The organism is Polaromonas sp. P1_G2 (assembly GCF_056405515.1).
Genome location: NZ_JBFUBY010000032.1, coordinates 1 through 21,721 on the forward strand (window position 1 = coordinate 1; position 21,721 = coordinate 21,721).

Annotated in this window: 17 protein-coding genes and 1 riboswitch; of the genes, 11 read left to right on the plus strand and 6 right to left on the minus strand. The window is 64.9% G+C overall.

Features of this window, described 5'->3' with window-relative positions:
* Window positions 1-241: 241 nt before the first annotated feature.
* On the plus strand, window positions 242-715 hold the full coding sequence (locus tag AC1D0P_RS05500; RefSeq protein WP_477675780.1) for a hypothetical protein: 474 nt from the start codon (window positions 242-244) through the stop codon (window positions 713-715).
* Between the two features lie 345 nt (window positions 716-1,060).
* Here AC1D0P_RS05500 and AC1D0P_RS05505 read toward each other — a convergent pair whose 3' ends face one another.
* Window positions 1,061-2,173, minus strand: coding sequence for an ABC transporter substrate-binding protein (locus AC1D0P_RS05505; RefSeq protein WP_477655009.1), 1,113 nt, complete (start codon window positions 2,171-2,173; stop codon window positions 1,061-1,063).
* 193 nt (window positions 2,174-2,366) lie between these two features.
* Between AC1D0P_RS05505 and uvrA the strand changes: the two genes are divergently transcribed.
* Window positions 2,367-8,246, plus strand: coding sequence for an excinuclease ABC subunit UvrA (gene uvrA, locus AC1D0P_RS05510; protein ID WP_477675781.1), 5,880 nt, complete (start codon window positions 2,367-2,369; stop codon window positions 8,244-8,246).
* Between the two features lie 21 nt (window positions 8,247-8,267).
* On the opposite strand, the gene AC1D0P_RS05515 is transcribed toward uvrA, so the two are convergent.
* On the minus strand, window positions 8,268-8,906 hold the full coding sequence (locus tag AC1D0P_RS05515) for a hypothetical protein (RefSeq protein ID WP_477675782.1): 639 nt from the start codon (window positions 8,904-8,906) through the stop codon (window positions 8,268-8,270).
* A gap of 417 nt (window positions 8,907-9,323) precedes the next feature.
* Here AC1D0P_RS05515 and AC1D0P_RS05520 point away from each other — a divergent pair, with 417 nt between their 5' ends.
* Window positions 9,324-10,289, plus strand: coding sequence for a Bug family tripartite tricarboxylate transporter substrate binding protein (locus AC1D0P_RS05520; RefSeq protein WP_477675783.1), 966 nt, complete (start codon window positions 9,324-9,326; stop codon window positions 10,287-10,289).
* Here the strand turns inward: AC1D0P_RS05520 and AC1D0P_RS05525 are convergent.
* A complete protein-coding gene (locus AC1D0P_RS05525) occupies window positions 10,276-10,860 on the minus strand; it encodes a TetR/AcrR family transcriptional regulator (protein ID WP_477675784.1) in 585 nt (194 codons plus the stop codon). The two genes, AC1D0P_RS05520 and AC1D0P_RS05525, sit on opposite strands and share 14 nt — an antisense overlap.
* Before the next feature lie 112 nt (window positions 10,861-10,972).
* Here AC1D0P_RS05525 and AC1D0P_RS05530 point away from each other — a divergent pair, with 112 nt between their 5' ends.
* The gene (locus AC1D0P_RS05530) at window positions 10,973-12,223 is read left to right on the plus strand and encodes an MFS transporter (RefSeq protein WP_477675785.1); all 1,251 of its coding nucleotides are present in this window, start codon (window positions 10,973-10,975) and stop codon (window positions 12,221-12,223) included.
* Here AC1D0P_RS05530 and AC1D0P_RS05535 read toward each other — a convergent pair whose 3' ends face one another.
* Window positions 12,224-13,018, minus strand: a complete 795-nt coding sequence (locus AC1D0P_RS05535) for an HAD-IIB family hydrolase (RefSeq protein ID WP_477675786.1) — start codon at window positions 13,016-13,018, stop codon at window positions 12,224-12,226. It abuts the gene before it with no gap.
* 177 nt (window positions 13,019-13,195) lie between these two features.
* Window positions 13,196-13,268: riboswitch (S-adenosyl-L-homocysteine riboswitch) on the plus strand.
* A 103-nt stretch (window positions 13,269-13,371) separates the two neighbouring features.
* Here AC1D0P_RS05535 and ahcY point away from each other — a divergent pair.
* The 4 genes from ahcY (at window position 13,372) to AC1D0P_RS05555 (ending at window position 17,440) form a co-directional block, all read left to right on the plus strand.
* Window positions 13,372-14,802 (plus strand): adenosylhomocysteinase, encoded by a 1,431-nt coding sequence (gene ahcY, locus AC1D0P_RS05540; RefSeq protein WP_477675787.1) that lies wholly within the window; start codon window positions 13,372-13,374, stop codon window positions 14,800-14,802.
* Between the two features lie 158 nt (window positions 14,803-14,960).
* Window positions 14,961-15,971: a TlyA family RNA methyltransferase gene (locus AC1D0P_RS05545; protein ID WP_477675788.1), complete on the plus strand. Its 1,011-nt coding sequence runs from the start codon at window positions 14,961-14,963 to the stop codon at window positions 15,969-15,971.
* A 10-nt stretch (window positions 15,972-15,981) separates the two neighbouring features.
* A complete protein-coding gene (metF, locus tag AC1D0P_RS05550) occupies window positions 15,982-16,815 on the plus strand; it encodes a methylenetetrahydrofolate reductase [NAD(P)H] (RefSeq protein WP_477675789.1) in 834 nt (277 codons plus the stop codon).
* 61 nt (window positions 16,816-16,876) lie between these two features.
* Window positions 16,877-17,440 (plus strand): septal ring lytic transglycosylase RlpA family protein, encoded by a 564-nt coding sequence (locus AC1D0P_RS05555; RefSeq protein WP_477675790.1) that lies wholly within the window; start codon window positions 16,877-16,879, stop codon window positions 17,438-17,440.
* A 43-nt stretch (window positions 17,441-17,483) separates the two neighbouring features.
* Here the strand turns inward: AC1D0P_RS05555 and AC1D0P_RS05560 are convergent, their stop codons facing one another.
* Window positions 17,484-17,954 carry a cupin domain-containing protein gene (locus tag AC1D0P_RS05560; protein WP_477675791.1) on the minus strand — a complete coding sequence of 157 codons (471 nt, stop codon included), beginning with the start codon at window positions 17,952-17,954 and terminating at the stop codon, window positions 17,484-17,486.
* 205 nt (window positions 17,955-18,159) lie between these two features.
* On the opposite strand from AC1D0P_RS05560, the gene AC1D0P_RS05565 reads away from it, so the two are divergent.
* The 3 genes from AC1D0P_RS05565 to AC1D0P_RS05575 are packed head-to-tail and all read left to right on the plus strand — an operon-like array spanning window position 18,160 to window position 21,261.
* Window positions 18,160-18,816 carry a GbsR/MarR family transcriptional regulator gene (locus AC1D0P_RS05565; RefSeq protein WP_477675792.1) on the plus strand — a complete coding sequence of 219 codons (657 nt, stop codon included), beginning with the start codon at window positions 18,160-18,162 and terminating at the stop codon, window positions 18,814-18,816.
* 2 nt (window positions 18,817-18,818) lie between these two features.
* Window positions 18,819-20,237: a cytochrome ubiquinol oxidase subunit I gene (locus AC1D0P_RS05570; RefSeq protein WP_477675793.1), complete on the plus strand. Its 1,419-nt coding sequence runs from the start codon at window positions 18,819-18,821 to the stop codon at window positions 20,235-20,237.
* On the plus strand, window positions 20,230-21,261 hold the full coding sequence (locus AC1D0P_RS05575; protein ID WP_477675794.1) for a cytochrome d ubiquinol oxidase subunit II: 1,032 nt from the start codon (window positions 20,230-20,232) through the stop codon (window positions 21,259-21,261). The genes AC1D0P_RS05570 and AC1D0P_RS05575 overlap by 8 nt, the downstream gene beginning before the upstream one ends.
* A gap of 3 nt (window positions 21,262-21,264) precedes the next feature.
* Here AC1D0P_RS05575 and AC1D0P_RS05580 read toward each other — a convergent pair.
* On the minus strand, window positions 21,265-21,721 hold a 457-nt coding region (locus AC1D0P_RS05580), incomplete at its 5' end, for a serine/threonine-protein kinase (RefSeq protein WP_477675795.1).

Sequence of the window (21,721 nt, forward strand, 5' to 3'; positions counted from 1 at the left end):
GACCTCGGCGGTGAAAAACACGGCGCCTTGCAGGCGCCCCTCGCGGTCCGCGCTTGAGTGTGAACGAATGCAGCGGATGCGTCTCCGGTTGAAGGACATCGCCGCGCCCGCGCCCGAAACAGGTGCATTGGCGGCAAAAATGGGGTAAATTGAATCAGAGGCGACAAAAAAGTACTAACACCTGTCTCTGCGCCATGCACAAATGTCTGTGCCCCACGGCGTTTTTACTGGAGAACAGCTGATGATTTACACCAAGACGGAATTAGGCCAATCCGCACTGCAGGACCGTTCCATCCCGATGACCCCGCGGCAACGCTCCGCCTTCATCATGTTTGACGGCAAGCGCAGCATGGAGGAGGTGGTCAAGGCCACCGCGGGCCTGGGCGTCACGGCGGAAGACATCGCCCACCTGTTGACCCTGGGCTTGGTGGCGCCGGCCGCGGTGCAGCCGCCGACCGTGGCCGCAGCCCCGGCGCCGGCAGCGTCCGCGCAAAATGCCGACGGTTCGCCCACGCTGACCGCGCAGGAACACTATTCAAGGGCTTACCCGATCGCGACCCGGCTCACGGCCGGCCTGGGCCTCAGGGGTTTCCGGCTCAACCTCGCGGTGGAGGCCGCGGGCGACATCGACAAGCTCAAGGAACTGGCGCCCAAGATCAAGGAAGCCGTCGGTCCCGAGAAGTTCAAGGAACTCGAAAACGCCCTCTATTTCTGAGGGGCCGCGCACCTAGGGCGCACGGCACGCGCAGGTTTGCGAATTCGCAAGCAGGGGCCGCGATCCGGCTTTGCCGGGCGCGAGGCGCCTGTCCCCCACAGGGGGAGGGGACGCTACACGAAGTGAGCGTCAGCAGGGGGGGCGAATTCTCGAGCAGGGGCCGCGATCCGGCTTTGCCGGGCGCAAGGCGCCTGTCCCCCACAGGGGGAGGTGACGCTACACGAAGTGAGCGTCGGCAGGGGGGCGAATTCTCGAGCAGGGGCCGCGATCCGGCTTTGCCGGGCGCAAGGCGCCTGTCCCCCTGGGGGGAGGTGACGCTACACGAAGTGAGCGTCGGCAGGGGGGCTACCTCTTGAACTTGCCGTCGGTCCCGATGATGGACAGGTCGGCAAAGTCCAGGCCGGTGTGGTCTTCGGGGGAGTAGCTCACTTCCAGCCCGCCCAAGTCGTACTTGCGCATGCCTTCAAGTGCGGCCTGGATTTTTTCACGCGTGGGTTTGGCGCCGGCCCGGCGCAGGCCCTCCACCAGTACCTTGGCCGCGGCAAAGCCTTCCAGCATGGCCGGGCTCACCTCGCTTTGTCCCTTGGCCTTGGCCAGTTCCTGGGCTTCCTTGACCATGGGGAAGGCGATGGAGCGCTCATACGGAAACACCTGCGTCACGATGACGCCGCGGGCGTTGTCCCCCAGGCTTTTCACAAAACCGCCCGAGGCGTTGTTCGACAGCGTGACGATCTGCGCCGTGGAGCCGGCCGCGCGGAAGGCCTTGATGCCGTCGACCACGGCCTGGCCCGAGGCCACCATGATGACGGCCTGCGCGTTCGACTGGTAGACCTTGGGTGCGATGGGCCCGAAGTCGGGCTTGCTGCGGTCGAATTTTTCGAGCACGGCCGGCTGCAGCTTGGCCGTGGCCAGGCCTTTCTGCGCGCCCATGACACCGTCGGCGCCGAAGCTGTCGTCGGCATGGACGATGCCGATGCGGGTGATGCCCATGGAGTGCAGGTGGGTGACCGCTTTTTCGGCTTCGCGCTGGTAGGTGGCGCGCACGTTGAACACATGCTTCTTGACCGGCTGGTGCAGCACCATGGCGCCGGTGGACGGGCCTACCAGCGGTATGCCGTATTTTTCGAGCAGGGGAAGAATGGCCTCGGTGTGCGGCGTGCCGCGCGTGAGGAACAGGGCGACCACGTTCTGCTCTTCGACCAGCTTGCGTGCGTTCTCGGCCGCCAGCTTGGGCTCGAACTTGTCGTCGAGCGAGACCAGCTCGATCTTCTGCCCGTTCACGCCGCCCTTGGCGTTGACGGCGTCGATGTAGAGCTTGGCGCCCTCGGTGGTTTCCTTGACGCCGGCGCCCACGGGGCCGCTGAAGCCGGCGGTCTGCCCGACCAGGATTTGCGCCTGGCCCAGCTGGCTCAGGACGGCCATCGCGAGGGCCGCGCACCAGCGCTTGCTTGTTGACATGGTGTGTCTCCTTGATGAATCGATCCCAGACCGCCAAAGTTAAACATGAAAGCGCAAAAACAGGCAGCAGGAAAACCAGAATGCGCCCTAATTGCCGGCGGCAAAAGTGCACAAAAGGGGCATTAATCCTCACGCCCCGCACGGCCGGAGGCTTTGCCTAGAATGTTTGACCTCTTCAGGAAAGACCGCACTCATGTCCCAGGGAACCATCCGCATCCGCGGCGCGCGCCAGCACAACCTCAAAAACATCGACCTCGACATCCGCACCGGTGAAATGACGGTGGTGACCGGCCCCAGCGGCTCGGGGAAATCCTCTCTGGTGTTTGACACCCTGTTCGCCGAAGGCCAGCGCCGTTACGTGGAAACCTTCTCAGCCTATGCGCGCCAGTTCCTGGACCGCATGGACAAGCCGGCCGTCGACAAGGTGGAGGGCGTGCCGCCCGCCATCGCCATCGACCAGACCAACCCGGTGCGCAGCTCGCGCTCCACCGTGGGCACCATGACGGAGCTCAACGACCACCTGAAGCTGCTCTACGCGCGCGCCGCGCAACTGTTCGACAAACAGACCGCGCAGAACGTGCGCCACGACACGCCGGAGTCGATTTACGCCGAACTGATGGCGCGCACCAGGGAAGGCGACCCGCGCGTGGTGCTGACCTTCCCGGTCGAGCTGCCGGGCAACACCAGCGCCGAACAGGTGGAGCAATGGCTGTCGGTCAGCGGCTTCACACGCGTGCATGCCCAGCGCGACGTCGCCACACCGGCCGGGCCCCACAAGCTGCTCGACGTGGTGGCCGACCGCTTTCGCACGCATGCGGTGGAAAAATCCCGCGTGATGGACGCCATCGAGACGGCACTGAAGCGCGGCGGCCGCCTGAATGTCTACGTGCAGCATGCGGAAGATGGTCATCCCGATGTGATGTGGCGCTTTTCGACCGGCCTGCATTGTCCCGACAGTGACTTGCGCTACACCAACCCCACGCCCTCGCTGTTTTCTTTCAACTCGGCCATGGGCGCCTGCGAAACCTGCCGCGGCTTCGGCCGCGTCATCGGCGTCGACTACGGCCTGGTGATTCCCAACGACAAGCTGACCCTGCGCGCCGGCGCCATCAAGACCATACAGACCCCGGCCTGGAAAGAAGCGCAAGACGACCTGATGCGCCACGCCGAGGCGGCAGGCATTCCGCGCGACACGCCCTGGTACAAGCTCACGCCGGCGCAACAGGGCTGGGTCATCAACGGCATGCCGGGTTACAAGGACKGCAGCTGGAAAAAGCAGTGGTATGGCATCAAGCGCTTTTTCGAGTACCTCGAAAGCAAGGCCTACAAGATGCACATCCGCGTGCTGCTGTCCAAGTACCGCAGCTACACGCCTTGCGAAACCTGCGGCGGTGCACGGCTCAAGCTCGAATCGCTGCTGTGGCGCCTGGGCTCCAGGGAAGCGGCCGACGCGGTGCTGCCGCCCAGCCAGCGCTTCATGCCGGTGGGCGTGCACTGGAGCCGCGAGCAGCTTGAGGCCCTGCCGGGCCTGGCGCTCCACGACCTGATGCGCCTGCCCATCGACAGGCTGCGCGACTTCTTCAGCGGCCTTTCGCTGAACGTGATGGGCGACGACGCCGAATTGCAGGCGCTCAAGTCGCTGTTCGAGGAAATCCAGACGCGCGTGAAATACCTGTGCGACGTCGGCATCGGCTACCTCACGCTGGACCGGCAAAGCCGCACGCTGTCGGGTGGCGAGGTGCAGCGCATCAACCTGACGACGGCGCTGGGCACCTCGCTGGTCAACACGCTGTTCGTGCTCGACGAGCCTTCCATCGGCCTGCACCCGCGCGACATGAACCGCATCACACAGGCCATGCACCGGCTGCGCGACGCGGGCAACACGCTGGTGGTGGTCGAGCACGACCCGGCCGTGATGCTGGCGGCCGACCGCCTGATCGACATGGGCCCGGGCCCGGGCGAGAAGGGCGGGCAGATCGTGTTCGACGGCACGCCCGACGACATCAAGCATGCCGACACGCTGACCGGCGCCTACCTCGGATCGCGCAAGCAGGTGGGCATGGGCTTCAAGCGCGCGGTGACCGACAACACGCCGCGCCTCATCCTTGAAGGCGCGCGCGACCACAACCTGAAGAACCTGACGGTGGACTTCCCGCTGCAGCGCCTGGTCTGCGTGACCGGTGTCAGCGGCTCCGGCAAGTCCACGCTGATGCAGGACATCCTGGCGCCGGCGCTGCTGCGCCAGTTCGGCAAGGCGACCGAAACACCGGGCCTGCACGACCGCCTCATGGGCGCCGACCACCTGACCGACGTGGTGTTTGTCGACCAGTCACCCATCGGCAAGACGGCGCGCTCCAACCCGGCCAGCTATGTCGGCGCCTGGGACGCGGTGCGCGACCTGTTCGCGCTGGCGCCGCTGGCGAAACAGCGCAGCTACACCGCCACCAAGTTCAGCTTCAACAACGGCGACGGGCGCTGCCCGACCTGCGGCGGCTCGGGCTTCGAGCACGTCGAGATGCAATTCCTGAGCGACGTCTACTTGCGCTGCCCGGACTGCGACGGCAAGCGCTACCGCGCCGAGATCCTCGAAGTGACGATTGAGCGCAAGGCCATCGGCGACCTCAAGCCGCGCCTGCTCAATGTGTCCGACGTGCTGAACCTGACCGTCAGCGAGGCGATTGCACTGTTCGCGCAGGACCGCGAGGTGGTGCGCGCGCTGCAACCCATCGTGGACGTGGGCCTGGAATACGTGAAGCTGGGCCAGCCCGTGCCCACGCTGTCGGGCGGCGAGGCGCAGCGCCTGAAGCTCGCGGGTTTCCTGGCCAATGCCAGCAAGACCACCAGCGCCAGCAAACAGGCGCTGGCGCTCAGACAGCCCGGGCGCGGCACGCTCTTCCTGTTCGACGAGCCGACGACTGGTTTGCACTTCGACGACATCGCCAAGCTGATGCGCGCGCTGCGCAAGCTGCTGGAAGCCGGCCACTCGCTGATCGTGATCGAGCACAACCTCGACGTGATCCGCTCGGCCGACTGGCTGATAGACCTGGGCCCAGAAGGCGGCGAGGCCGGCGGCCTGCTGGTGGCCCAGGGCACGCCCGAAGAGGTGCGCCAGCATCCCACGTCTCACACCGCACTTGCGCTGCGCGAATACGAGCAGGCCATGGGCAAGGTGCACGGCGTCGAGGAGTCGCGGCCTAAGGTGTGGGCCACGCGGCCGGCCTTTTCCAACCTGATCCAGATCGTCAACGCGAAAGAGAACAACCTCAAGAGCCTCTCGGTCGACATTCCGCGCGGCAAGTTCAATGTGGTGACGGGCGTGTCGGGATCCGGCAAGTCCACGCTGGCCTTTGACATCCTCTTTAACGAAGGGCAGCGGCGCTATCTCGAATCACTCAACGCCTACGCGCGCAGCATCGTGCAGCCGGCGGGCCGGCCCGAGGTGGATGCTGTGTATGGCATCCCGCCCACCGTGGCGATTGAACAGCGGCTGTCGCGCGGCGGGCGCAAGTCCACCGTGGGAACCACCACCGAGGTCTGGCATTTCCTGCGCCTGCTGTATGTGAAGCTGGGCGTGCAGCATTGCACCAAGGAAGGCGCGGCCGTGATGCCGCAAAGCCCCGAAAGCATCGCGGCGCAGCTGCTCAAGACCTACCGCGGCCAGCACATCGGCCTGCTGGCCCCGCTGGTGATCGCACGCAAGGGCGTCTATACCGAGCTGGCCGACTGGGCGCGCCCGCGCGGCTACACACATTTGCGCATCGACGGCGAGTTCTTGCCGACCACGGGCTTTCCGCGCATTGACCGCTTCAAGGAACACACGGTGGAGCTGCCGATCGCCGACATCCGTGTCTCGCCCGAGAACGAGGCCGCGCTGCGCGCCGCGCTGGCCACCGCGCTGGAGCACGGCAGGGGTGTGGTCCACGTGCTGGCGCCGCTCGATGGTTTGCGCGGCGCGATGATGGCCGGCGCCAGCGCCAAAAACATCGGCAAGCTGATCGCGTTTTCGACCAAACGCGCCTGCCCGGTCTGCGCGACTTCGTATGCCGAGCTCGACCCGCGCCTCTTCAGCTACAACAGCAAGCACGGCTGGTGCCCGGATTGCGTGGGCACGGGCGTCAAGCTCACCAAGGAGCAGCGCAAGGTGTTCGACGACTCGGTGATGGACGACGACAACAAGGGCCGTGAACAGAGTTTTGCCGAGCCCGAGGTGGAAGACCTGGCCGGCACCGCCTGCCCGGGTTGCGCGGGCACGCGCCTGAATGCGACGGCGCGCGCGGTGAAGTTCGCCGGCGTCGGCATTGCCGACATCGCGGCGCTGTCGGTGACCGACGTGCGGCGCTGGGTCGAAAAACTCGCGCTGCTGGGCCGCGAGGCCGGCATCGCGCGCGACCTGATCCCCGAAATCAAGAGCCGGCTCGAATTCCTCGAGGACGTGGGCCTGGGCTACCTCACGCTGGACCGCGGCGCGCCGACGCTTTCAGGCGGCGAGGCGCAGCGCATACGCCTGGCGGCGCAGCTGGGTTCCAACCTGCAGGGCGTCTGCTACGTGCTGGACGAGCCGACCATAGGCCTGCACCCGCGCGACAACCAGATTTTGCTGAGCGCGCTGGGCAAGCTCAGCGACCGCGGCAACACGCTGGTGGTGGTCGAACACGACGAAGACACGATACGCCGAGCCGACAACATCATCGACATAGGCCCCGGTGCGGGCAAGCGCGGCGGCACGCTGGTGGGGCAGGGCACGGCGGCGCAGCTGTCGGCCATCCCCGAGTCGCTGACGGGCCGCTACCTGGCGAACCCGCTGATCCACCCGCTGCATGCGCGCCGCGAAACGCGTAAGGGCGCGGCGCCGGTGGACGTGGTGGAGGCGCTGCCCGCCGCCGCCAACGCCAAGCCCGTGAGCAAGCAGAAAGCGGCCTTGCTCAAGGCCGCCGCACTCAAAGCCGCCGCGGCCAATGCCAGCGCGCTGCACAATGCGGCGCCCGCCGCGGCCAGCAAGTTCACCTCCTGGCTCACGGTGGTCAATGCCGACCTGCACAACCTCAAGGATGTGTCGGTCACCGTGCCGCTGTACCGCCTGGTGGCGGTGACGGGCGTGTCGGGATCCGGCAAGTCGACGCTGGCGCGCGACGTGCTGCTGACCAATGTGCATGCCGGCGTGATGCAGCGCTCGACCAAGTCCGGGCGCGACGCCGACGACAGGGGCAAGACGCCGGACTGGACCGGCTGCGAACGCATCGAAGGCTATGCGGCGGTGGACCGCGTGCTGGAAGTCGACCAGACACCGATCGGCAAGACGCCGCGCTCCTGTCCGGCCACCTACATCGGCTTCTGGGACACGATTCGCAAGCTGTTTGCCGACACGCTGGAAGCGCGCGCGCGCGGCTACAGCGCCGGGCGCTTCTCGTTCAACACCGGCGAGGGCCGCTGCCCGACCTGCGAAGGCGCGGGCGTGCGCACCATCGGCATGAGCTTCCTGCCCGACGTGAAGGTGCTCTGCGAAACCTGCCACGGCGCGCGCTTCAACCCCGAAACCCAGGCCGTGACCTGGCGCGGCAAAAACATCGGCGACGTGCTGAAAATGGAAGTGGACGAGGCGGTGGACTTCTTCTCCTCCATGCCCAACATCAGCCACCCGCTGCAGCTGCTGAAAGACGTGGGCCTGGGCTACCTGACGCTGGGCCAGCCTTCGCCGACGCTTTCGGGCGGCGAGGCGCAGCGCATCAAGCTGGTGACCGAACTGAGCAAGGTGCGCGACGACATCACGCGCCGCGGCCAGAAGGCGCCGCACACGCTGTATGTGCTGGACGAGCCCACGGTGGGCCTGCACATGGCCGACGTCGAAAAGCTGATCCACGTGCTGCACCGCCTGGTCAACGGCGGCCACAGCGTGGTGGTGATCGAACACGACCTCGACGTGATCGCCGAAGCCGACTGGGTGATCGATCTGGGCCCGGACGGCGGCAATGCGGGTGGGCGTGTGGTGGCGTCGGCCCCGCCCGAAGCGGTGGTCAAGCAGGGCACACATACGGGCAAGGCCTTGAAGAGCGTGCTCGAGCGGACCGCTGGATAGGCGGGCTGCGGACGCACTGCCTTACGGTTTTTTGCGTGCGGTGATGGCGCCGGCCGACAGGCCGGCCGCAGGCTGCATACCGATGGCCGGGGTGCCGGCAATGACACCGCCACCGGCCGGTTTGGCAGCGGCAGGTCCCCCGAGACCGGCTGAATAGGCGCCAGCGCCGCCGGCTTTCTGGATGGCATCCGCAACAGCCTTGTTTTCAGCCGCCTTCTGGGCGGCGGCCGCCTCGGCCTGTGCTTTTTTGGCTTTTTCCTCTTCCGCCTTTTTCTTCGCTGCTTCCGCGCTCAGGGCCGGCGCCATGGCGCCATAGACCAGGGAAGCGCGCTTCATTTGCGAATTGGCAGGCGGTGGCTTGATCAGGTAGGCCGCCTTTTCGCCGATGTGGACCTTCTTTTTGCCGCTGCCAAGGTCTGTTTCGATGGTGAAACCGCCCTGGCTGTCTGAAAACATCTCCCAGAGGCTGCCTTCACTGATAAACGCGGCCACGTATTGCGACGATTCATAACCGCCGCCGCCGCCCTGTCCGGCGCCACCGCCGCCGGCACAGCCTTCGCCGTCGTTGTTGCAGCCATGCTGTTTTTCGTAAGCGGTCAGTGCCCACGACTGGCCGGCCATCATCAATGCGGCGAGGAGTGCGAGATGTTTGAGTTTCATATAAGTCCTTAAAAATCCTGAATGGAGTGTTGATAAATGCGCTTGGCGTTTTGCGCTGTGGCGCACATCAGTCGCAAATGAACCCGAAATGGTTCAAGCAACTTTTCGCGCCAGCGCATGGACTTTTCACAATCCGTGCCACGGAAAAAATCCAGTCAAATCAACATCTTTTAAATTTGGGGGCAAGCAGAGGCGTCGGCATGGACCGACAGGCGTCTTCAGCCCCTGCAAAATATCCAGCAAATTCAAGGGCCTGTTTCGTCGGCGAGCGCCGACAGATTTCCGGGGGGCGAATGCGATGGGAGCCTATTTCGAGGCCGGCAGGAACCCGATCCGGTATTCAGGTGTTGCCCTGATGCGCCAAGGCTGATCGGCGGGCATGATGGCCGCTATTCCAAAAACAACGGAGACATTCCCATGCACCGCCGCCACTTACTTCAAACCGCCGCCGCATTGGCGATACCCGCGATCGGCGGCGCCGCGCTGGCGCAGACCTTTCCCGTCAAACCCATCAAGCTGGTGGTCGCCTTCCCGGCCGGCGGGCCGACCGACATCACCATGCGTTCGCTGGCTGACAACGCCGGCAAGATTCTTGGCCAACCGGYCATCGTCGAGAACAAGCCCGGTGCGGGCGGCACCCTGCCGGCCCAGCAGTTGCAAAGCGCACAGGCCGACGGCTACACGCTGGCGCAGATTCCGCTGGGCGTGTTCCGCCTGGGCTATACGACCAAGATCAACTGGGACCCGGTCAAGGACATCAGCTATGTGATCAACGTGACGGGCTATGCCTTCGGCATCGTGGTGCCGGCCGACAGCCCGTTCAAGACCTGGGCCGACTTCGTGGCCTATGCCAAGGCCAATCCCGGCAAGCTGACCTACGGCTCCACCGGCACGCTGACCAGCCCGCACCTGACGACGGAGCTCATCGCGCAAAAGGCCGGCATCGAGCTGCAGCATGTGCCCTACAAGGGCAGCGCCGACCTGATGCTGGCGCTGGTCAGCGGCCAGCTGATGGCGGGCGCCGACAGCACCGGCTTTGCACCGCAGGTGGAGGCCGGCAAGCTGCGCGTGCTGAACACCTGGGGCGAAAAGCGGCTGGACAAATTCCCGAATGCGCCCACCCTCAAGGAACTGGGCTATGACATCGTGCAGAACTCGCCTTTCGGTTTAGGCGCGCCCAAGGGCACGCCGCCCGAGGTGGTCAGGCGCCTGCACGATGCCTTCAAAAAGGCGATGGAAGAACCCAGCTACGTGGCGGCACTGGCCCGTTACGACATGCTGCCCAACTACCTGAGTTCGGCCGACTACACGAAGTTCGCGCAGGATACGGTGGTCCGCGAGAAGGCGTTGATCGACAAGTTAGGCCTGGCTAAACCCAACTAGCGGGCTGAACGCCGGCAAGTACGAATACTTCGTCGGCGAGCTGTTCCGCCAGAGCGGGTTCAACGCCTGCGCCAAAAATCAAACGGTAAATGATGGGGGCCATCATGTGGTCCAGCACCTGTTGCACCGTGGGAGTGGTCTCGCCGCGCGCCTGGGCGCGCTTGACCAGCACGGTGGCTTCGTTGCGGCGGTTCTTCAGGCAATTGGTTTCTTCCGAGCCGGCCAGCGCGGCAGCTGCCTTCAGCATCGAGGCATTGCCCGGCTTGTTGAGGTGGGTGATCAGCTCCCTGGCCCAGGCCGCGAGTTCGGCTTTCAGGTCGCCCGTCTCTGGCAGGGGGCGATTCGGGTCCAGCCGCTGCGTGGCGGTTTCGCCCAGCAGGCCGTTCACGTCGCCCCAGCGCCGGTAAATGCTGGAGGCGCTGACGCCGGCGCGCTCGGCCACGGCCGGCACGGTGACCTTGTCGCGGCCCTCCTGGGCAATCAACTCTTCAAGCGCCTTGCGCACCACGGCCTGGACCTGGGCGCTACGGCCACCGGGGCGTTTGACCTGACTGGGGAGAGGGGTGTTCATGGGCAAATTCTAGCTTAAAGCAACGATGTTTGCGTTAATTTAAAAGTCGACGTAGAATTCACAAACGCAAACAAATTTGCTTTAAGAGCTTCAAGAAAGTTGAGCGTTTCCCATGACCGCACCCGCCCCCTCTGTGCAAGCCCCATCCTCCGCCTCAGCCGCCCGCTGGCAACTGCCGCCCGCGGCGGCCTTCCCGCTGCTGGCCGTCCTGCTGTTCGCGTTCTTCGTGGCGGGCAGCGCACCTTCGCCGCTGTTTGTGGTGTTCCAGCAGCAGTGGGGCTTTTCGCCGGCGCTGCTGACGGTGGCGTTCGCGATTTACGCGATTGCGCTGCTGGCCTCGCTGCTGGTGGCCGGCTCGCTGTCCGACCACATAGGCCGGCGCCCCGTGGTGTTTACCGCCTTGTTGCTACAGGCCGGCGCGATGCTGACTTTTTTGCTGGCTGAGGGCATCAACGGCATCATCGCGGCGCGTGTCGTGCAGGGCATCGCGACCGGCATGGTCAGCGGCGCGCTGACGGCGGCTGTGGTGGAAGCGGCCCCGGCCGCGCAAAAACGCCTGGGCGCGATGATAGGCAGCGTCTCGCCGCTGGCGGGCCTGGCCGTGGGCGCGCTGCTGACCGGCATCGCCGTGCAGTTCGCGCTGCACCCGGTGCCGCTGGTGTTCGGCGTGCTGGCCGCCATTTGTGTCACGGGTGCGGTGGCCACGCTGTTCCTGCCGGAAAGCGCCACGCCGCGCCCCGGTGCGCTGGCTTCGCTGGTACCGCGTATTTCGATACCCGTGCAGGCGCGCGCTGAATTCTTGCGCGGCGTGCCGACGATGCTGGCCGTCTGGTCCTTCGCGGGGCTCTACCTCTCACTGGTGCCTTCGATGCTGCAGCAGATCTTCGGCATCCACAACGGCATCGTCAACGGGCTGGCCATTTCGACTTTTTTCGGCCTGGGCGCCGTGTCGCCGACTTTGCTCCGCCGCCTGTCGCCCGTGCGCATGAGCGCTCTGGGCATGGCTTTGCTGGCCGTGGGCGCCGGCGGGGTGGCGGTGTCACTGGCCACGCATTCGGTGGGGCTGTTTTTCGCGGGCACGGCGCTGGCCGGTTTCGGCGGCGGCTCGGCTTTCTCGGCGCAGGTCCAGACATTGGCCCCGCTGGCACAGCCGCAGCAACGCGCCGAACTGTTCGCCGCGCTGTACGCCACCAGTTACCTGGCGTTCAGCGTGCCCGCCATGCTGGCCGGCCGGCTGATTGCGCCGCTGGGCCKGCCGGCCACGGCCGAGGGCTATGCGGGCCTGGTGCTGGCCGTTGCCGCCCTGGGCGCCTGGCTGCGCTGGACTTCGCTGCGCCGCACGGGCGCACCAGCCGTTAACTAATTAATCCAGCAAGGCGCGGGTTACTTCGGTAAAGCCCGCGCCGCGCTCACCCCGCGTCACATAGCGCGGCAGATGCGCGAGTTGCGGCACAAAACGCGCGATGTTGGCCACGCCTACGCTGTTGGCAAAGGCCTTGAACATCAGCTGGTCGTTGGTGGAGTCGCCCACGTAGACCCAGTTGTCCATTTCGGCATCCAGGTCGCGCTGCCAGAGCTGGCGAACAATCCAGCGAGCGCCTTCGAGCTTGTTGTGGTCGCCATACCAGCCGTTGATGTGGATGCTGCTCACGGTGGCATGCATGCCCTCGCTTTTCATGAGCGCCACCGCGGCGGCGATCTGCCCGTCGCTGAGTTGCGTGAATTCGCTGTGGTCGATGGCAATGTCGGTCTCGCGGCCCGGTGAATCGGTGGCGCGGTGCACGCCCGGCAGTTCGCGTTCGATGCGCGCCAGCACGGCCTGCATGCGGCTGAAGTTGGCGCTGCGTGTGGCCGCATCCTGCTGGTAGATTTTGGCCAGCGGCCGCGGCGGGGCGCTTTTGGCATCGGGTAGCAGGGCCACGGCGCCGTTCTCGGCCACGATGGCATCGACAGGCCAGCGCGCCGCGAAGGGTTCGCTCCAGCCGACCGGGCGGCCGGTGATGGCCACAATCTTGAACCCGGTTGCTTTCAATTCACCCAAAGCTTCCAGCGCATCGGGGGTGATCTCCCCTTCGGTGGTCAGTGTGTCGTCGATATCAGTGAAGACGCCTGTAATGCGGCGGCGCTCTGTAACAGGCCAGCGGGAAAATTCTTGCATGGTGAAATTTTCGCACGGCTCTTGCTCGCGGCTTTCAAAGGCTGAGCGGGCCCCGGGGCGGTAATTCCGTTTTCAATTCGAAGCGAGAGTAGGCGCGCCGCCGCAGACAGTGCTACAGCACGGCAAGGCGGTGCAACGACCTATCGCTTTGAATTGGAAATGGAATTACAATCGTGGCTTCCTGAGGAGCGTTGCAAGCCACACCACGTGGACCAGGCTCAGGACTTCATTGCAACCACGCTCACCCGCATGTGCTCTCTCAAGCCGGGTGAATGACTGAATTCCCCCTTTCTTGAAGCCGCATGCCCGTGGCGATTTTGCCCAGTTACTACGTCTGATTATTGGAGAACCGTATGAGCGCCGTCCTGAAGCCTTCCACCGACCACGTCATTGCCGACATTTCGCTTGCCGCCTGGGGCCGCAAGGAACTGAACATCGCCCAGACCGAAATGCCCGGCCTGATGGCCATCCGCGAAGAGTTCGCGAAGGTGCAGCCGCTGAAGGGCGCGCGCATCACCGGTTCGCTGCACATGACGATCCAGACCGGCGTGCTGATCGAAACCCTGCAGGCCCTGGGCGCTGACGTGCGTTGGGCTTCGTGCAACATCTTCTCGACGCAGGACCACGCCGCCGCCGCGATCGCCGCCGCCGGCACGCCGGTGTTCGCCATCAAGGGCGAAACCCTGGCCGACTACTGGGACTACACCCACCGCATCTTTGAATTCAGCGGCGCCAAAGGCACGCCTGAAGAAGGCCCCAACATGATCCTGGACGACGGCGGCGACGCGACGCTGCTGATGCACCTGGGCACCAAAGCCGAAAAAGACGCCAGCCTGATCTCCAAGCCGACCAGCGAAGAAGAAATCTGCCTGTTCAACTCGATCAAGGCCAAGCTCGCACAAGACCCGACCTGGTACAGCCGCCGCCTGAAGAACATCATCGGCGTGACCGAAGAAACCACCACGGGCGTGCTGCGCCTCAATGAAATGTCGGCCAAGGGCACGTTGGCCCTGCGCGCCATCAACGTCAACGACTCGGTGACCAAGTCCAAGTTCGACAACCTCTACGGCTGCCGCGAATCCCTGGTCGACGCGATCAAGCGCGCCACCGACGTGATGGTGGCCGGCAAGGTCGCCTGCGTGGCCGGCTACGGCGACGTGGGCAAGGGCTCGGCCCAGGCGCTGCGCGCGCTGTCCGCCCAGGTGTGGGTGACCGAGATCGACCCGATCAACGCCCTGCAGGCCGCGATGGAAGGCTACAAGGTCGTGACCATGGAATACGCTGCCGACAAGGCCGACATCTTTGTGTCCGCCACCGGCAACAAGAACGTGATCACCTACGACCACATGGCGAAGATGAAAGACCAGGCTATCGTCTGCAACATCGGCCACTTCGATAACGAGATCGACGTCGCTGCGCTTGAAAAATGCACCTGGGAAGAGATCAAGCCGCAAGTCGACCACGTGATTTTCCCGGACGGCAAGCGCATCATCCTGCTGGCCAAGGGCCGCCTCGTGAACCTCGGTTGCGGCACCGGCCACCCGAGCTTCGTGATGTCGTCCAGCTTCGCCAACCAGACCATCGCCCAGATCGAGCTGTTCACCAAGCAGGCCGACTATGAAGTGGGCAAGGTTTACGTGCTGCCCAAGCACCTCGACGAAAAGGTCGCGCGCCTGCACCTGAAGAAGGTCGGCGCGGTGCTGACCGAGCTGAGCGATGAGCAGGCGGCTTATATCGGCGTTTCTAAAGCCGGCCCGTACAAAGCCAATACCTACCGCTATTGATTTTTCGTGGCTACTGCGCGACCCGATAGCGGCGTTGCGGGTCCCGATCAGGCAATCCTCATGCACCTCAAGTGCATTCCGGTTGCCTGACGCCCGCGCCTTGCTCTCGGGCCGCTCGCTACGCCCTTGAGGCTGTTGTTGGAATACCGGAACACTACATGCGCGCTGACCTCTTCCTCGTCGACCACGGCCATGCCGCCACCCGCTCGCAGGCCCAGCGCCTGATTGCATCGGGCGTGCAGTGGCGTGCGGAGGCGGAGGCGCCCTGGAAAAAAGTCGCCAAGAACGGTGACGAGATTCCGGAAGGCGCGGAGCTTCAGCTGCTGGACACCACGGAAGCCAAATACATTTCGCGCGGCGGGCTCAAGCTCGAAGGCGCGCTCAAGGCCACGGGACTGTCCGTGGCCGGCCTGCGCTGCCTGGACGTCGGCCAGTCGACCGGAGGCTTCACTGACTGCCTGCTGCAGCACGGCGCCGTGCAGGTGGTGGGGGTGGACGTGGGCCACGGCCAGCTGCATGCCAGCCTGCGCGAGGACCCGCGTGTTGTTTGCATCGAAGGCGTCAATGCGCGTTCCATGACGGCCGCCGACCTGGTGGCCGGCCATGCGGGCGATAGCGGCGATATGGATTTTTCGGATGACTTCGATGTTGACGATGAAGGCGACGAAACCCCGTCCATCGAAGCCGACTTCGACTTCCTGACCGGCGACCTGTCCTTTATCTCGCTGACGCTGGTGCTGCCGGCGGTGGTGCGCCTGCTCAAGCCCGGCGGCGATCTGCTGATGCTGGTCAAGCCGCAGTTTGAATTGCAGCCCGGCCAGATCGGCAAGGGCGGCATCGTGCGTGACCCCGCGCATTTTGAGTTCGTGGAAAAACGTTTGCGCGATGCCTGCGCGGCGCTGGGGCTAGAGGTCAAGGCCTGGCTGGCCTCGCCGATTGAAGGCGGCGACGGCAACCGCGAATTTTTCATCCAGGCCGTCAAAGGCGATGAGGTGGCGGGTGAAGACCAGCCGCTGCCGGCTGCGCCGCAGCGCAAGGTCGCCAAGCGGGTTCCGCGCGCCGAAATGCGCGCCTCCCGCGCGCCGCACGAAGACTCCGAACTCGCGCATGCAGGCCAGCCTGGCCCCGCGCGCGGCAAACGGCGCGACAAAAAAACCGACAACGAGTGAGAGATACGTGATGAACCTGCCCTTCAGCTTTGAATTCTTCCCGCCCAAGACACCCGAAGGCGCGGCGAAACTGCGCGTGGTGCGCCAGGCGCTGTATGCGCACAAGCCCGAGTTCTGCTCGGTCACCTTCGGCGCCGGCGGCTCCACGCAGGACGGCACCTTCGGCACGGTGAAGGAAATCCTCGACGAAGGTGTGGCCGCGGCCTGCCATTTCTCGTGCGTGGGCGCGACCAAGGCCACGGTGCGCGTGCAACTGGCCACGCTTCGGGCCATGGGCGTCAAGCGCCTGGTGGCGCTGCGCGGCGACCTGCCCAGCGGCTACGGCGCCGGCGGCGAGTTCCATTACGCGAGCGACCTGGTGGCCTTTATCCGCGAGGAAACCGGTGACGCCTTCCACATCGAGGTGGCGGCCTACCCCGAAGTCCATCCGCAGGCCCGATCGGCCGACGCCGACCTGCAGGCCTTCGTCAAAAAGGTCAAGGCCGGCGCCGATTCGGCCATCACGCAGTATTTCTTCAATGCCGACGCCTACTTCCGCTTCGTTGACGACGCGCAGGCGCTGGGCGTGGACGTGCCTGTGGTGCCTGGCATCATGCCCATCATCAGTTCCACGCAGCTCATGCGCTTTTCCGACGCCTGCGGCGCCGAGATCCCGCGCTGGATACGCCTGCGCCTGCAGGGCTTCGGCGACGACACCGCGTCCATCAAGAGCTTCGGCCTGGACGTGATCACCGGCTTGTGCGAGCAGCTGTATGCCGCGGGCGTGCCCGGCATTCATTTCTACACGATGAACCAGGCCGCGGCGACGACCGAAATCATCGGGCGGCTGCAGCAACGGGCTTGAGCCCGGCCACCCCATGCGGCAGGGTGTGATCCAGATTGTTCGAGTCGCCGGTGCGGCGGCCTTGGTCGCCTTACTGGCGGCGTGCACGACGGCGCCGACCACACCGCCGGGACCTCGCACGACGCCCCGGCCCGCCGCGGCGCAGCAGCATGACGCGCCCGGCCAGGCCGTTGATGAAGTGCCAGCATCGGTATCTCTCAGCGAGCGGCCACGCCCCGAACTGTTGGGCGGCGAAGTGCCGCGCGAGTTCCAGCGGGGAACGGCTTCCTGGTACGGCCCGCGCTTCAACGGCCGGCGCACCGCCAGCGGCGAGCGTTTTGACATGCGCGAGTTCACCGCCGCCCACCGCACCCTGCCTTTCGGCACCCTGGTGCGCGTGCACAGCCTGGTCAACGGCCGTGACGTGGACGTGCGCATCACCGACCGCGGCCCCTACGCCGGCAACCGCATCATCGACCTGAGCCGCGCGGCGGCCGAGGAGCTGGGCATGCTGGGCCTGGGCTTCAAGGAAGTGGTGTTGCTGGTGCCGGAGTCCACGCCCGAGGTGGCGGTGGCACCACCGCCCGCCGCCAGGAAGCGCCCGGCTGTACGGCGGCGCCCCGCCGCGCCCCGCGCTCAACGCTGAAACGCCGCTGGCTGCGGGCGCACCCGCTCAGTTGCTCAGTTGCTCAATTCACGAAGGTCACGTCGTCCCTGGGTTGCGGCGGGATCTTGATGGCAAGCGCCTTGACGGGCCCGCTGGTCACCAGCGTACCGCCGTGAGCCGTGCCTTTGGGGATGATGATCAGCGTGCCCGGTTTGAACTCCTTGCGTTCGCCGCCCAGCCACATCGCGCCGCTGCCTTCGATGATGTACTGGATCTCGTCGGTTTTGGGGTGAATGTGTTTGGCCACGTTGCCGGATTGAATGCCGATGGTGGCGTTGTCGGTGATGACCAATCCCCTGGCGTTCATTTCGGGGTTTGGGGTGGGGGGAATGTCGCTGTGCTTGAGCGCAGCAAGGTCAATCATCGCCGGCGCCAGGGGCACGGCTTGCGCATGCGCTTCGGGCAAGGCGCGTTGGGCCAACGGTGATAACGCGATGCCGGCCACAAAGGCCAAGGTGACGGCAAAGCCGAGGGCTGTGGTGGTGTGGCGCATGGAGTCCTTTTTGAGGTGTTGTGGTTTGGGCGGGCCAGTATGACCATATTGCGCCCGGCTTGCTTGGCTGAATTCAATCCGCAAGGTGCCCGGCGCACCCCGACAGCCGCGCAGGGTCAATCAAACCTGACTGGCGCAAACTGTTTCAATTTATTAGAATTTCAGTAATTCCTGAAAATTCAATAAACCAAAGAGGCCCGGCGCCATGAACCTGCCCCCCTTAACCCAGCGTTTTGTCCTGCATTTCGGTGAAATGGGCAGCCGTTGGGGCATCAACCGCACCGTGGGGCAGATTTATGCTCTCTTATATGTGTCGCCGCGGGCCCTCAATGCCGACGAAATCGGCGAGGCGCTGGCGTTCTCCCGCTCCAACGTCAGCATGGGGCTCAAGGAGCTTCAGTCCTGGAACCTGGTGCGCTTGCAGCACCTGCCCAACGACAGGCGCGAGTATTTCCAGGCGCCTGAAGACGTCTGGGCCATCTTCCGCACGCTGGCCGAAGAGCGCCGCAAGCGCGAGATCGACCCGACGCTGTCCATGCTGCGCGATGCGCTGATGGAACACCCCTCGCATGCGGACGACATCCACGCCCAGGCGCGCATGAAGCAGATGCACGACCTGATTGAGCTCATGACGGGCTGGCTGGCGGACGTGCAGAAAATGGATTCGGCGACCCTGATGAGCCTCATGAAGATGGGCGCCAAGGTGCAGAAGCTGCTGGAGATGAAAAACAAGGTTACCGGCGGCATGAAGGCCGGTTTGACAGGCCGCGCGCCATCCACCACAGTGGCGGCTCAGCCTTCCGGAGCGCCCGCACCACCCGCAGCGCTGCCTGCCAACCTTCCCGATGACACCAGGAGTTGACGATGGACGGACTTGACGCATTCCTGTTGGCCCGCATCCAGTTCGCGGCCAACATCACCTTCCACATCCTGTTCCCGACCATCAGCATCTCGCTGGGCTGGGTGCTGCTGTATTTCAAGCTGCGCTTCGTCAAAAGCCAGGACCAATTCTGGATGGACGCCTACCAGTTCTGGGTGAAGATTTTCGCGCTGACCTTCGCGCTGGGCGTGGTCAGCGGCATCACCATGAGCTTCCAGTTCGGCACCAACTGGCCGGGCTATATGCAGAAGGTCGGCAACATCGCCGGGCCGCTGCTGGCCTATGAGGTGCTGACGGCCTTCTTCCTGGAGGCTACCATGCTGGGCGTGATGCTGTTCGCGCGCGAACGCGTCAGCGAGACCATGCACACCGTGGCCACCCTGCTGGTGGCGGGCGGCACCACGCTGTCGGCCTTCTGGATCCTGGCGCTCAACTCCTGGATGCAGACGCCCGCCGGGTTTGAAATGATCAACGGCCAGGCGCATGTGACGAGCTGGGTTGAAGTCATCTTCAACCCCTCCTTCCCGTACCGGCTCACGCACATGCTGCTGGCTTCCGGACTCACGGTGGCCTTTCTGGTGGCCGGAATTTCGGCCTACCGCTGGCTGCGCAACGACCGCGGGGCCGAAGTGATGGCCGGCCTGAAGACCGGTATCTACATGGCCGCGATGTTGATTCCGCTGCAGATTGTCGCGGGCGACCAGCACGGCCTCAACACGCTGGAGCACCAGCCGGCCAAGCTGGCGGCGATGGAGGGCATCTGGAAAACCGAAAAAGGCGTGCCCGCGATTCTGTTCGCCTTGCCGGACGAAAAGGCCAAGGCCAACCGCTATGAAATCGCGATCCCCAAGCTGGCCTCGCTCTACCTCACGCACTCGATGGACGGCGAGGTCAAGGGCCTGGACCAGTTCGAGGGCAAGCACCCGCCCGTGGCGCCGGTGTTCTGGGCCTTCCGCATCATGGTGGGTGTGGGCGTGCTGATGCTGCTGGTCAGCTGGGCCAGCGTGCTGCAGCTGGCCCCGTGGAAGAGAGACCCGGCGCGCACCTTGACGGTGTGGCATGCCCGCTTGCTGGTGGCCATGACTTTCGCGGGCTGGATCGCACTGGTCGCCGGCTGGTACGTGACCGAAATCGGCCGCCAGCCCTGGCTGGTGACGGGCGTGCTGACGGCGGCCGACGCGGCCTCGAAAGTGCCGGCGCCGCGCATCGCGCTGACCTTGTCGCTCTACCTCGCGCTATACGCGGTGCTGCTGGCGTCTTATGTGTCGGTGGTCTTCTACCTCGCGCGGCACAGGAAGCATGCGGACAAGCCTTTCGGCGACGACGACAACACCGCGGGCGAAACCGAAAAAGAACTCAACGTCGTGAACTATCCCGAAAAGGAAGGAGCATCCCATGCTTGATCTTGCCCCCGACCTGACGCAAGCCGCCGGCTGGATGCCGATTGTTTTCCTGGTGGTGATGGGGCTGGCGATGCTGGCCTATGTGATCCTGGACGGTTACGACCTCGGCGTGGGCGTGCTGATGCGCCGAGCCAGCGACGAGGACAAGGACACCATGATCGCCAGCATAGGCCCGTTCTGGGATGCCAATGAAACCTGGCTGGTGCTGGGCGTAGGCATCCTGCTCACGGTGTTTCCGGTGGCGCACGGCGTGATCCTGGGCGCGCTCTACCTGCCGGTGGCTTTCATGCTGATAGGCCTGACCTTGCGCGGCGTGGCCTTCGACTTCCGGGTGAAGGCGCGCGCCAGCCACAAGCCGCTGTGGAACCGCATGTTCTACACCGGCTCGCTGCTGGCGAGCTGGTCTCAGGGCTATATGCTGGGCTCGCTGGTCACCGGCTTTGCCAGCAACTGGTGGACCATCGTGTTCAACGCGGTGATAGGCCTGTCCCTGGTGGCGGCCTATTGCCTGATGGGCGCGGGCTGGCTCATCATCAAGTCCGAGGGCGAGCTGCAGTTGCGCGCGGTGCGCTGGGCGCGTGCCAGCCTGTGGTTCACCATGGCCGGGGTGGCGGCGATCTCGATCGCCACGCCGCTGGTCAGCCACAGTATTTTTAACAAGTGGTTTTCCTTCCCCAACATCGTGCTGCTGCTGCCGATTCCGGCCGCCACGCTGGTGCTGTTCGGTGTGATCTTCCGCAGCCTGCAGCGCCTGCCGGTGCGRCTGGCCCAGGGCAATGAATACGGCGCCTGGGTGCCCTTCGGCGCGACGGTGGGTGTGTTCATGCTGGCCTTCTACGGCCTGGCCTACAGCCTGTTTCCCTGGCTGGTGATCGACAGCCTGGACATCTGGAAAGCCGCCGCCGCGCCAGAGGCCATGGGTGTGATCCTGGCCGGGGCGGCGGTGGTGCTGCCGATGATCATCGGCTACACGATCTTTGCGTACAGGGTCTTCTGGGGAAAAAGCACTGCTCTGAAGTACTAGAAGCTAGAGACTAATCTCGGGTGCGGGCGCCACGGCTTCCAGTTCCAGCAAAAACGCCTCGGCCGATTCATAGCGCTGCTCGGGCCTTTTGGCCATCAGCTTGTTGACGATGCCTTGCAGGTCCGCGTGCGGGGCCGGCAGTGCGGGGGTTTCGGCGTTCAGGTGCTTGGCCAGCAACAGCTCGAGTGACTCGGCGATGTAAGGCCTGCGGTGGGCCAGCATCTCGAACAGCATCACGCCCAGGCTGTAGAGGTCGGACAGCGCCGTGACCTTGCGGCCGGTGGCTTGCTCGGGGCTCATGTAGTAGGGCGTTCCGACCACATCGCCGTGGTGGGTTTGCGTCAGGCCCATGTTCTGCGACTGCAGCATGGACTTGGCGATGCCGAAATCGGCCAGCGCCACGCTGCCGTCGGCGCGCAACATGACGTTTTCGGGTTTGATGTCGCGGTGCACGATGCCG